Here is a 12398-nt window from a genome sequence, read left to right as displayed (position 1 = left end):
TTTCTGCGGCGGCAGCACGGAGTTTTTCAACAGAATCGGCGGGAACCGGACATTCGCGGCGCTCTCGGCCATAGTCAATTGGGCACAGCGGGAAGCGGCCTTTGCGTTGTCGATAACGCTTTAAGTGGGCGAACTACAAAGCAGAGAGCCAGCTCAAACGCCGATGCAATAGAGGGCGCCACTGCAACAAATCGCTGATCACCTTTTGGCGCTTACGGTAGACAGCGTCACAGCGCTTTCTAATTGTCCGATGCTATATCGAGACTTTCGACAGCAAATCCCCTTTCGAAAAATCGCCTTTCCCGCCCGTGAGGATCACTTCTCCACGCTGCAGAGCGATGAATCGATCGGCCAGTTCGTACGCAAACTCGAAGTACTGTTCGACCAACACGATCGCCATCTGCCCTTCCTCGCGGAGCTGGCTGATTACACGTCCGATCTGTTGAATGATGTTCGGTTGAATGCCCTCGGTCGGTTCATCCAGAAGCAACAGCTTGGGGCGGGTGATCAAGGCGCGGGCAATGGCCAGCTGTTGTTGTTGGCCACCTGACAGGTCGCCCCCCCGACGTGATTTCATCTCGTTCAGCACCGGGAAGAGATCAAATATCTCTTCAGGTATCCGCCGGTCAGCAGCGGGCAGGCACCCAAAGCCGGTCTCGAGGTTCTCTTTGACTGTCAGCAAAGGGAAGATCTCACGGCCCTGCGGAACGCAGGCGATACCGCGCCGGGCAAGCAGGTGTGGTGGCAGTACAGGCAGCACCTCACCATCGAGCGAGATCGTGCCGCCGGATCTTGCATGCGTCCCACAGATCGCCTTGATCAGGCTGGTCTTGCCCACGCCATTGGTGCCCATCACACAGGTGACTTCGCCGCGTCCCGCCTCAAGGCTGATACCGTTGAGGATCTGAGAGCGACCGTAATGCAGGGTCAGATCCTGCACGCTCAACATGATTTAGCGCCCGAGATAGACATCAATGACCTCCTTATTGGCCGTAACGTGATCGAGACTGCCTTCTGCCAGCACAGAGCCCTCATGCAGAACGGTGACCTTGCAGCCAAGGCGGCGGACAAATTCCATGTCGTGTTCGACCACGACAACGGCCCGTGTCTTGGCCGCTTCAACCAGAATATTTGTGGTATGCTCGCGCTCTGCTGGGGTCATTCCAGCGGCGGGCTCGTCAACGAGCAGCAGCTTCGGTTCTTGCGCGAGCAACATGCCGATCTCCAGCCATTGCTTCTGGCCATGGCTCAACGCGCCCGATTTGCGGTGAAGATGATCTGCCAGCCCGATTTCTTCGGCCAGCGCCGCGACCCGTGCCAGATGTGCGGCCAACGGGCGGTAGAACAACACCGACAGCGGCCCGCGCGGGTTCTTCAGCGCCATGAGCAGATTTTCCTGCACGCTTTGGTCTTCAAAGACGGTCGGCTTTTGAAACTTGCGCCCGATGCCTTCTCTGGCGATGCGGGCCTCTGACAGTCCCAGCAATGACAGGTGGCGTGCGCCCCAAATCACCCGCCCCTTGTCCGGCTTGGTTTTGCCGGTCACGATATCCATGAACGTGGTCTTGCCGGCTCCGTTCGGCCCAATGATCGCGCGCATCTCTGCCGGACCGATGTGAAACGACAGATTATTTATGGCCCGAAAACCGTCAAAGCTGACCGAAACGCCGGAGACTTCAAGCAACGTGCTCATTCGCTTGCCTCCTTTTCGCGCAGCGCACCCTGATCAGGGCCCAGATCGGCGCCATGCCGGTCAGGGGCGGTGCGCCGTTCCAACAGGTCGAACAGACCGCCAATCCCTTTGGGAGCAAAAAGCGTGACGAGAACGAAGGACAGTCCGAGCACAACCAACCACCAGTCCACCCATTTGATCGTGTAAAACCCCAGCGATACGTCAGGTGCCTGACCGCCGGTGAACCACGACGACACAAGGCTGACAAAAGCCGCCCCAATCACCGCGCCATAAAGCCGCCCCCGCCCGCCAATGGCGACCCAGACCGCAAGATAGATCGAGGCGATGGGGGCCATCTCTGCGGGGTTGACGATGCCAGCCTGGGGATAATAAAGCGCACCTGCGATACCGGCCATGCAGGCGGTGCCGGTGAAAAGCACCAGCTTGTAGGTCTCCACCGGATAGCCGAGGAAACGCACACGGGCCTCGTCGTCCCTGATGCCGCGCAAGACCGAGCCGAACTTGCCAAACACGACCCAGACCGCCAGCAAATAGCCCAGCCCCAACGCAAGTGCTGCACCCCAGAGGAACCAGACAGACACCACGGCTTGTGACACATCCGACAGCCCCGGCAGGTTTTGCAAACCGGAAAGACCATTGTTGCCGCGCAACCCGTTGTCGTTCTGGAACAGGTAAAGCGACAGCGCCAACGTCATCGCCTGCGTCAGGATGGACAGATAGACACCGGCCACACGGCTGCGAAAGGCCAGCCAGCCAAATACCCCTGCCAGCACCCCCGGCACCAGAACCACCAGCATAAGCTGTGCCAACAGACTGTCCGCAAAAGCCCAGATCAACGGGAATTCCGTACTTCCCACCACGCCAAAGATTTGATTGGCGATGGCGTCGGACACCTCTTGCACTGTGGGTGGAATTGGCGCGTCGGCCAGAGAACTGACGACGATCTCGCGAGTGCGCTCGTACATCAGCCACATGCCGATCATATAACCGCCCAGCCCGAAAAGGGCGAAATGCCCGAGGCTCAAAATCCCCGCATAGCCCCAGACAAGATCCATCGAGATTGCAACAAGCGCGAGGCAGAGGGTCTTGCCCAGCGTCTTGACAAAACTGGTGGAGATTATTCCGACCCCCATGCCCTCGGACAAGAGCGTCACGACAATGGTAAAGGCCACCAACAGCGCGAGAAAGATCACGGTCGAAGCACCGCGCTTGTGAAAAAGGTGCATAGCGTCAATCCCCCGCCGCGCGGCCCTTGAGGGCGATGATGCCCCTTGGCCGGAACTGAATGAATATGATGATGAACACGATCATGAAGGTCTGCGCCGCCAGCGTGTTGGACGGGTTGAACCATTCGATGCCCTTTTGCAGAAAACCGATCATCGCGGCCCCCGCCAGCGTGCCCCAGATATTTCCGACGCCGCCGACAACCACCGTCATGAAGCTTTGCACGATATAGTCGCTGCCCAGCTCGGAGGTGACCTTGGCAAAAAGCCCGATGGCAACCCCAGCGACCCCCGCAATGCCGGAGCCAAGGCCGAAGGTCAGCATGTTGACCTTGTTGAGGTTGATCCCCATCGACGAGGCCATGCGCGGGTTTTGCGTCACCGCGCGAGTCTCCAGGCCCAACCGCGTGCGCCGCATGATGAACAGATAAACGCCGAGGAAAAACACGGCGAGCACAAAGATGGCAATGCGGATAAAGCTGATCGCCACCACATCGTTGATCACCCAGGCGCCATCCAGCCACGCCGGAGCGGTCAGCGGGCGCGCCTGCGTCCCGAAGATGTTTTTGGCCAATTGCTGCAGCGCAATGGAGACGCCAAAGGTCGCAAGCAGGGTCTCCAAGGGGCGATTATAAAGCCAGCGGATCACCAGCCGCTCCATCACCACACCGGCAGCAAAGGTCACCGCAAAGGCCGCCGGAATCGCCACGAGAATGCTGGCGGTGTGGTTCGGGATAATCTGCTGCACCACATAACCGGTGTAGGCACCCATCATGATAAACTCGCCATGCGCCATATTGATGACGCCCATCACGCCAAAGGTGATGGCGAGCCCGATGGCCGCGAGAAAGTAGATCGACGTGAGCGACAGCCCATCAAGAATAAGGTCGACCGTCTGGTTCACGCCGACCGTCAGCGCGATGGTATCCAGCGCCTCGGAAACGGCGTTTGTCATTGTTCGCGAGGGCTCCAGATAGACGTCGACGATGCTATGCGCCTCCAGCGCCCCTGCGATCTGCGCGGCATCCGGTGCAGGCGGCACGGTGCCCGCAGCGGACAAAGCACGATAGGCGCGCTGCCGCATGTCGGGATCATCCAATTGGCGGATCGGGATGCCCCCGACCATGCCACCCTTGGCGTTCTCTGCCAGCGCGTTGCGCACCTGCGCGTCCGTCACCCGGGACGGGGCAAGGTCGGCCTCCACCAGCATGTCATAGGCCTGCATCACCTCGACAGAGGCTCCCGGCACCAGCGTTTCGGCAATGTTGAGTGTCTCTGGCGGCGCGCCCGCAAAAACCGCCCTGCGGGTTGCGAGTAAAGGGTTGAGCGTGGCCCGAAGATCAACACCAAGGTCGCCGGACATCTCGGAAATGGCCTTGATCCGCTCGGCCTCATCGGGATCGTAGGCGATGGTCAGCAAACGCTCGGCCCTGACTTTCATGGCACGGATCGTCGGATCAGTCTCTGCTGCGATCGACCCTCTGAGCGGTTCCAGCACATCCGCACTGGGGTTGCGCTGCACCGACGTGAGTGCGGCAAGCCGCCTCTTGGGATCGGCATCCTGCAACTGGAATTGGACCAGCGCCGAGCCGATCAAAGCGCGGATGCCGCTATTGGGTTTGATCTGTTCCAGATCAGAGGCAGGAGCAGATCCGGCAGTCTCGCGCGTGTCGAAATCATAGAGCTTATAGGTCTTGCCCTCGGCCTTCTCGGCCCGAAAAAACAGCCCATCCGAGGTGCGTTGCCAAAGCTTCTTGCCCTGCCAAGCCTGCAAAACGTCTTGCGCCTGAGGCAATCCGCTGTCCGACACGGCGGCGATTGCCGGAGCGACAGTCCTGCGCGAATTTTCCATGATCAACGCAGCTTGCGCCTGAAGGATCGCCTGTATCGGTGCTTCTTGAGCGCGCGCAAGCGAGCAGGTCATCGCCAGAGCGAGGGCCACAATCAATAGGTGTTTCATGAAAAAATCCCGCAAGGATCGGGAGGGACAACGCGCCCCTTCCGCTACTCGGTGTCAGTGATCAGTAGTTGGACAACGTCTGGACACAGGTTTTGGTCTCTGTGTTGTACATCCCGCAGTCCAGATCTTTCCAATCCGAGGTCAGCCGCGCGCTTTCTGGCAGGAAATCGGTCCATGCGTCGCCGGGGACTTCGGCAGTCTGGCTGACAATATCGAACTGCCCGTCGGCCTGAATTTCCCCGATCAGCACTGGCTTGGCGAGGTGATGGTTCGGCAGCATCACGGCGGTGCCGCCTGTCAGGTTAGGAAATTCCTGCCCGTACATCTTGGCACGCACAGCGTCGACCTCAGTTGATTCCGCCGCTGTGGCCGCGTTCACCCACATGTTGAAGCCGATGTAATGCGCCTCCATCGGATCGTTGGTCACGCGCTCTTCACCCATCCTGGCCTTCCACGCTTCAATGAAGCTGGTGTTGGCCTCGGCTTCGGCAGACTGGAAGTAGTTCCATGCGGCAAGATGGCCGACGAGGTTGGTGGTATCAAGACCCGAGAGTTCTTCCTCGCCCACTGAGAAGGCGATAACGGGGATGTCGTCAGCGGAAATGCCTGCTGCGGCCAGTTCTTTGTAAAAGCCGATGTTCGCGTCGCCGTTGATGGTCGAGATCACGCCGACCTTCTTGCCGTCTGCGCCAAGAGCCACGACGTCGGCCACGATTTTGGACCAATCAGAGTGACCGAAAGGCGTATAGTTCAGAAAGATGTCGCCTTCGGCGATGCCCTTGGACTTCAGATAACTCTCGAGAATGTTGTTTGTCGTCCGCGGATACACATAATCGGTTCCCAGCAGCGCAAACTTTTCGACGCCAAGCTCTTCGAGGAAATAGTCCGTGGCGGGGATCGCCTGCTGGTTGGGTGCCGCGCCGGTGTAGAACACGTTCTTGGAGCTTTCTTCACCCTCGTATTGCACGGGGTAGAACAGCAGACCGTTAAGCTCCTCAATCACAGGCAGAACCGATTTGCGGCTGACCGAAGTCCAGTTGCCGAAAATCACATCAACCTCGTGAACAGACAACAACTCGCGCGCCTTTTCGGCAAACAGCGGCCAATCCGAGGCAGGATCGACCACAACCGCCTCAAGATCGCAACCGAGCAGGCCACCCTTGGCGTTCTGCTGTTCGATCAACATCAACATGGTGTCTTTCAGCGTTGTTTCCGAAATAGCCATGGTGCCGGACAGCGAGTGCAGGACGCCGACTTTGATCGGGCAATCGGCGGCAAGTGCCGGAGCCGCAAAACCGGTAAAGGCAAGCGTACCGGCCAGTACGGAATTAAGGGTATTCATGATGTTTCTCCCCGCAGGACGAGCGCAGGCGATCTTGCGCGTCAGCGCTGAGTGCCCTACGTCAATCCCGCAACTTAATTGTTGCAATCCGTGTGGTGGCCGGGTCGGGCTTCACTTCGTCCGGTTACCACACACCTTTTCCGACAAAGTGAGCAGCCGGGATGGCAAGGTGATCGTTTCTGCGTTGCAGCGAAACTGGCAAGCGTCATGCCCCGATCACAGTCAACTTCGTCACCATATGCCTAAATTTTGACCTGTTCGGCAAATTGGTGCTCAAAATTATTGCATCGCACGAGGCGCACAGGCGCAAATGCTCCGAATCGATGACACGGCACCATGCCTGTGGTGGGTACGAACAGGCCCAATCCATGTATGGAACGCGACAGATTACACGCGAGGCGATCATACCCACAGCTGCCTGTCCCGCGGCGCAACCGCGTGCCATCGGTGCCGTCATGGTGCGGGCAAAGCGGCTGGCTGACCGCTCGGCGATCGCCGATCTGCGCCAATCCGGCGCGATGAAGTTGCTCTTCCCGCGGCCAGATAGCGCCGCCTTGCAGGCCATCGTGATCAACACGGCAGGCGGGGTGACGGGGGGCGATGACTTCGCCCTGAAAGCCTGCGCCGAAGAAGATGCCTTCCTCACCCTGACCACTCAGGCCGCCGAACGCGCCTACCGCGCACAGCCGGGTCAAGTCGCAAATATCCGCAACCGGCTCATGGTGAAACAGGGTGCGACGCTCCATTGGTTGCCGCAAGAGACGATCCTCTATGAAGCCTGCGCGCTGCGGCGGCGGTTGTCGGTCGATCTGGACGAAGGGGCGTCCCTGTTGCTGGTCGAGCCTTTGGTGTTTGGCCGTGCCGCAATGGGTGAGGTGCTCCGCAAGATCAACTTCAAAGACCGCATCGAGGTCCGGCGCGGAGGGCGGCCACTTTACCTCGACGCCATCACCTTGCAAGGCGATGTGACGGCGCATCTTGCCTCCGCGAACATCGCTGCGGGGGCCGGTGCATTGGCGACGGTCGTCTATGTCGCCCCCGATGCCGAGGTGCATTTGCCCAAATTGCGCGCGCTTTTACCTAACTCGGCAGGGGCCAGCCTGCTCGGCCCCGATCTTTTGGTGGCGCGTATACTTGCGCCAGACAGCTTTGAATTGCGGCGATCGCTCATGCCGATCCTGCGTCAACTCAGCGTCGACGCGCTCCCCCGATCATGGATAACCTGACATGCAACTGACCCCTCGCGAACGCGACAAACTGCTGATTTCGATGGCGGCCGAAGTGGCCCGCAAGCGTCTTGCGCGGGGAGTGAAGCTGAACCACCCCGAAGCGATCGCGCTGATCACTGATGCGGTGGTTGAAGGCGCGCGCGATGGCCGCAGCGTCGCGGATATGATGCAGGCAGGAGCCCATGTCATCACGCGCGCGCAATGCATGGAAGGCATCTCCGAGATGATCCCGGAAGTGCAGGTGGAAGCCACATTCCCCGACGGGACCAAACTCGTCACCGTTCACAACCCCATCAGATAAGGACCGCCCACAATGATCCGTCCACAGGTTTTCCTTTCCGGCATTTTTGCTGCCGTAATGGCCGCGCCCGCAATGGCGCATGTCGAGCCATCGGCACACACCCACACAGGTGAATTCAACTGGCTTGCGGCATGTCTCGCCGCGGCCAGCATTATTTCACTGGTCGTCCTGCACCGCCGCAAAGCGGTTTCGCGATCATGATCCCCGGCGAGGTGTTTCCCGCCGAAGGTAGCCTGACACTGAACCCTGACCGGCAAGCGATCACGCTGATGGTAGCTAATACCGGCGACCGTCCGGTGCAGGTCGGCAGCCACTACCATTTTGCCGAAAGCAATCCGGCCCTGACATTTGACCGTGACGCGGCCCGTGGCTGCCGTCTCGACATTGCGGCGGGCACTGCCGTGCGGTTCGAACCCGGCCAGCGTCGTGAAGTTCAACTGATCCCGATCGCCGGTGCGCGCCGGATATTCGGCTTTAATCAGGCCGTGATGGGGGATCTCTGATGCCGGCAACCATCAAACGCGGCGACTATGCCGCCATGTTCGGCCCCACGACCGGCGATAAGGTGCGCCTTGCCGATACCGAACTCATCATCGAGGTGGAGCGGGACCTGACCGCAGAGCGGGCGGGCCGCAAAACGCTCAGCTATGGCGAGGAGGTCAAGTTCGGCGGCGGCAAAGTGATCCGCGATGGCATGGGGCAGTCTCAGGTAACCCGCGCAGGCGGAGCGGTCGATACCGTGATTACCAATGCGCTGATCGTGGACCATTCGGGCATCTACAAGGCCGATGTCGGCCTCAAAGACGGGCGGATCGCCAAGATCGGCAAGGCAGGCAACCCCGACACCCAACCGGGCGTGGACATCATCATCGGGCCGGGAACCGAGATCATCGCCGGCGAGGGCAGGATACTCACCGCAGGCGGCTTTGACTGCCACATCCATTTCATCTGCCCGCAGCAGATCGAGGACGCCTTGCACTCCGGCCTGACCACCATGCTCGGCGGCGGCACCGGCCCCGCCCATGGCACGCTGGCGACCACCTGCACCCCCGGCGGCTGGCATATCGGGCGCATGCTGCAAGCCGCAGATGCTTTTCCGATGAACCTCGCCTTTGCAGGAAAAGGCAACGCTTCGCTGCCAGCGGCGCTTGAGGAACAGGTGAAGGCGGGGGCCTGCGCGTTGAAACTGCACGAAGACTGGGGCACCACGCCTGCGGCCATCGATTGTTGCCTGTCAGTGGCCGACGCGATGGACGTGCAGGTGATGATCCACACCGATACGCTCAATGAATCCGGCTTTGTCGAACACACGATCGCGGCGCTGAAAGGGCGCACGATCCACGCCTTTCATACCGAAGGTGCGGGCGGCGGCCATGCGCCGGATATCATAAAAATCTGCGGCGAAGAGCATGTCCTGCCTTCTTCCACCAACCCGACGCGCCCGTTTACCGTCAACACCCTCGAAGAGCATCTCGATATGCTGATGGTCTGTCACCACCTTGATAAATCCATCCCCGAGGATGTGGCCTTTGCCGAAAGCCGTATCCGGCGCGAAACCATCGCCGCCGAGGATATTCTGCACGACATGGGCGCGTTCAGCATCATCGCGTCGGATAGTCAGGCCATGGGCCGCGTCGGCGAGGTGCTGATCCGCACATGGCAGACCGCCGACAAGATGAAGAAACAGCGCGGACGACTGGCCGAGGAAACCGGCGACAATGACAATTTCCGTGTCCGCCGCTATATCGCGAAATACACGATCAACCCCGCCATTGCCCACGGCATTTCCCGCGAGATAGGCAGTATCGAAGAGGGCAAACGCGCCGATCTGGTGCTGTGGAAGCCCGCCTTTTTCGGCGTCAAACCCGAAATGGTCTTGCTCGGCGGCAGCATCGTCATGGCGCAGATGGGCGACCCGAATGCGTCGATCCCGACACCGCAGCCGGTCTATTCCCGTCCGATGTTCGGGGCTTTCGGGCGGTCTGTGGAGAACTCGGCAGTGGTGTTTGTCAGCGAAGCGGCCCAAGCCGACGGGATCGGTAAAAGCCTCGGGCTCGCCAAGCAAACCATCGCCGTGCGCAACACCCGCAACATCGGCAAGAAGGACCTGTTGCTCAACACGGCCACCCCGAAGATCGACGTGAACCCCGAGACCTACGAGGTCCGTGCCGACGGCGAGTTGCTGACCTGCGAGCCCGCGTCGGTCCTGCCGATGGCCCAACGATACTTCCTTTTTTGAGAGATCCCATGCCCCCTATCCCAAGCCAGAATATCCGCCGCGCTGCCGAGTGGACGGATGCCTTCGATACGATCGAACTGACCTACGATGGCCGTTTCCTGCGGCGCAAAGTGCTCACGTCGACCCAAGGCACCCGCTTTCTCGTTGATCTGGCGCATACGACCTCTCTGGATCACGGGGACGCCTTTGAACTGGAGGATGGTCGCCTTGTCGAAGTCGTCGCGGCGGATGAGGAACTGCTGGAGGTGACGGGCGTCGATCTGGTGCGGATCGCCTGGCATGTGGGCAACCGTCACACCCCTTGCCAGATTGAGGCCGACAAGCTGTTGATCCAGCGCGATCATGTGATCCGCAAGATGCTGCACCTGATCGGTGCCGAGGTACGCGAAGTCACAGCTCCCTTCCGGCCCGAGGGCGGTGCCTATGGTCACGGGCGCACGCATGGGCACGATCATGGTCACGTTCACGACCATGCGCACTGACCAGCTACTCACACTGGTTCAATGGCTCTCACCCTCCTATCCGGTCGGGGCATTTGCTTATAGTCACGGGTTGGAATGGGCCGTCGATGCGCGGCAAGTTACCGACCGCGAAACGCTGAAAGCATGGCTTGAAACTGTCTTGCGGCACGGTGCAGGCCGGACCGACGCCTTGTTCCTCTGCGCGGCGTACAGGGCTGAGGATACCAGCGAGGTTGACGCCCTTGCCCGTGCCTTCGCGCCCTCCGTCGAACGGCTGAGGGAGACGGTCCTGCAAGGCGAGGCCTTCTGCCGCGCCACCCGTGATGTCTGGGATACCGACATGCCCGCGATGACCTATCCGGTCGCTGTCGGATGCGCTGCTCGGATGCAGAGCCTGCCCCTTGATCAGACGCTGCAGGTCTTTCTGCATGCCTTCATCTCAAATCTGGCGGCGGCTGGGATGCGGCTTATCCCCTTGGGTCAGACCGAGGGCCAGATCGTGATCAAAGACCTCGCAGCGACATGCATCGACATCGCTGATACAGCCATGAAGGGCACTTTGGACGACCTCTCCTCCACTGCCTTCATGAGCGATATCGCATCAATGAAACACGAAACCCAGTATTCGAGGATTTTTCGCACATGACAGGCAGAAACGGCCCGCTTCGGGTGGGTATCGGTGGTCCGGTCGGGGCGGGCAAGACGACGCTGACCGCCGCCCTGTGCAAAGCCTTGCGTGACAAGTTGTCTGTGGCGGTGATCACCAACGACATCTACACGCAAGAAGACGCCGAAGCCCTGATGCGCATGCAGGTGCTACCGCAGGACCGCATCATCGGGGTGGAGACCGGCGGTTGCCCCCATACCGCGATCCGCGAAGACGCCTCAATCAATCTGGCGGCGGTGGCGGAAATGGTGGCACGCCATCCGGGTGTCGAGATCGTGTTCATCGAAAGTGGTGGTGACAATCTGTCCGCGACTTTCAGCCCCGAACTGGCCGATGTGACCTTGTATGTGATCGACGTCGCAGCCGGCGAAGAGATCCCGCGCAAAGGCGGCCCTGCGATCACAAAGTCCGATATACTGGTGATAAATAAAACCGATCTTGCGCCTTATGTCGGTGCATCGCTCGATGTGATGGTCCGCGACAGCGCCCGAATGAGACCTACGCTGCCAACCGTATTCTGCTCACTTAAATCTGGAGAGGGACTCGCAGAGGTGCTTGCGCATCTATCAGAAATTGGTGGCATCACCGTCTAAGGTGAGACTGAAACCTAATGGCGAGAATAACCGCAGCGAATCTCCCATCCCCGCCCTTTATGGACGATGGGACCCTCGTTCGAGGCATAAATGCGACCGTCCGCAATGGGCCGATTTTGCGTAGACCGAATTTCGTAAGTTGCCCATCCCTTCTGCGGCACGCGACAGTTATAGCTAACACATGAAACTTAATTGCGTTTTTTGAAAAGCTGTCGAACCTGACAGGCCGCAGTGTGATTCCACAGCGGGCCGTTGACGAAGGGCGCATATTTTCGCTGGGCGTTTTCGTGAATGAAGACCATCTGCACGGTCGTGTTGCGGATGTGGTCGAGGGGCTTAGGCTCAGGACCCATTAAACGGCTTGAGGCTGCAATTTCTCCATGATTCAAGCTCCCAAATCGAGAGGGGGGCTTTATGAGCAATCTTTACTGGCTGAGCGAAGCGCAGATGGCACGGCTCCGGCGATCTTTCCCGAAGAGCCATGGGGCGACGCGTCGATGACCGGCGTGTGCTGAGTGGTATTATCTTCATCGATCGCAATGGGTTGCGCTGGCGGGACGCACCCAGGGAATATGGTCCGCACAAGACACTTTATAACCGCTGGAAACGGTGGAGTGACATGGGGGTGTTCGCGCGGATCATGATGGGGCTGGCTGCCGAAACGCCAGACAATAAGACGATCTCGATCCC

The 12398-nt window shown here is 59.7% G+C and carries 12 protein-coding genes and 1 pseudogene; 8 read left to right on the top strand and 5 right to left on the bottom strand.

From position 1 onward, the window contains the following. Positions 1–253: 253 nt before the first annotated feature. The 5 genes from urtE to urtA form a co-directional block, all read right to left on the bottom strand. Positions 254–949, bottom strand: a complete 696-nt coding sequence (gene urtE, locus FQ320_RS21655) for an urea ABC transporter ATP-binding subunit UrtE (RefSeq protein ID WP_187394026.1) — start codon at positions 947–949, stop codon at positions 254–256. Between the two features lie 3 nt (positions 950–952). After that, positions 953–1693 (bottom strand): urea ABC transporter ATP-binding protein UrtD, encoded by a 741-nt coding sequence (urtD, locus tag FQ320_RS21650; protein ID WP_148475387.1) that lies wholly within the window; start codon positions 1691–1693, stop codon positions 953–955. Next, a complete protein-coding gene (locus FQ320_RS21645) occupies positions 1690–2919 on the bottom strand; it encodes an urea ABC transporter permease subunit UrtC (RefSeq protein WP_148475386.1) in 1230 nt (409 codons plus the stop codon). Before FQ320_RS21645 ends, urtD begins: the two co-directional genes overlap by 4 nt. A 4-nt stretch (positions 2920–2923) precedes the next feature. Further along, positions 2924–4876 (bottom strand): urea ABC transporter permease subunit UrtB, encoded by a 1953-nt coding sequence (gene urtB / locus FQ320_RS21640; protein ID WP_187394025.1) that lies wholly within the window; start codon positions 4874–4876, stop codon positions 2924–2926. A 61-nt stretch (positions 4877–4937) separates the two neighbouring features. Continuing rightward, a complete protein-coding gene (gene urtA, locus FQ320_RS21635) occupies positions 4938–6218 on the bottom strand; it encodes an urea ABC transporter substrate-binding protein (protein ID WP_148475384.1) in 1281 nt (426 codons plus the stop codon). Positions 6219–6541: 323 nt separating this feature from the next. Here urtA and FQ320_RS21630 point away from each other — a divergent pair, with 323 nt between their 5' ends. From FQ320_RS21630 to FQ320_RS21595, 8 genes and pseudogenes are all read left to right on the top strand, one after another. Continuing rightward, complete coding sequence (locus tag FQ320_RS21630) at positions 6542–7444, top strand: urease accessory protein UreD (protein WP_370513090.1); 903 nt, start codon at positions 6542–6544, stop codon at positions 7442–7444. A 1-nt stretch (position 7445) separates the two neighbouring features. After that, the gene (locus FQ320_RS21625; protein ID WP_138934716.1) at positions 7446–7748 is read left to right on the top strand and encodes an urease subunit gamma; all 303 of its coding nucleotides are present in this window, start codon (positions 7446–7448) and stop codon (positions 7746–7748) included. A gap of 197 nt (positions 7749–7945) precedes the next feature. Beyond that, a complete protein-coding gene (locus FQ320_RS21620; protein WP_148475433.1) occupies positions 7946–8251 on the top strand; it encodes an urease subunit beta in 306 nt (101 codons plus the stop codon). Further along, positions 8251–9987 (top strand): urease subunit alpha, encoded by a 1737-nt coding sequence (gene ureC / locus FQ320_RS21615; RefSeq protein WP_148475383.1) that lies wholly within the window; start codon positions 8251–8253, stop codon positions 9985–9987. Before FQ320_RS21620 ends, ureC begins: the two co-directional genes overlap by 1 nt. Positions 9988–9995: 8 nt before the next feature. Next, entirely contained in the window at positions 9996–10469 is a 474-nt protein-coding gene (gene ureE, locus FQ320_RS21610) for an urease accessory protein UreE (protein WP_148475382.1), read from the top strand. Further along, positions 10459–11094 carry an urease accessory protein UreF gene (locus tag FQ320_RS21605; protein ID WP_148475432.1) on the top strand — a complete coding sequence of 212 codons (636 nt, stop codon included), beginning with the start codon at positions 10459–10461 and terminating at the stop codon, positions 11092–11094. The genes ureE and FQ320_RS21605 overlap by 11 nt, the downstream gene beginning before the upstream one ends. Further along, positions 11091–11708, top strand: a complete 618-nt coding sequence (gene ureG, locus FQ320_RS21600) for an urease accessory protein UreG (protein WP_148475381.1) — start codon at positions 11091–11093, stop codon at positions 11706–11708. The genes FQ320_RS21605 and ureG overlap by 4 nt, the downstream gene beginning before the upstream one ends. 414 nt (positions 11709–12122) lie before the next feature. After that, a pseudogene (locus FQ320_RS21595) lies at positions 12123–12398 on the top strand (transposase); the annotation flags it as partial.

The organism is Oceaniovalibus sp. ACAM 378, assembly GCF_008085915.1.
Taxonomy (GTDB): domain Bacteria; phylum Pseudomonadota; class Alphaproteobacteria; order Rhodobacterales; family Rhodobacteraceae; genus Oceaniglobus.
This window is presented reverse-complemented; position numbering and strand designations above follow the sequence as displayed.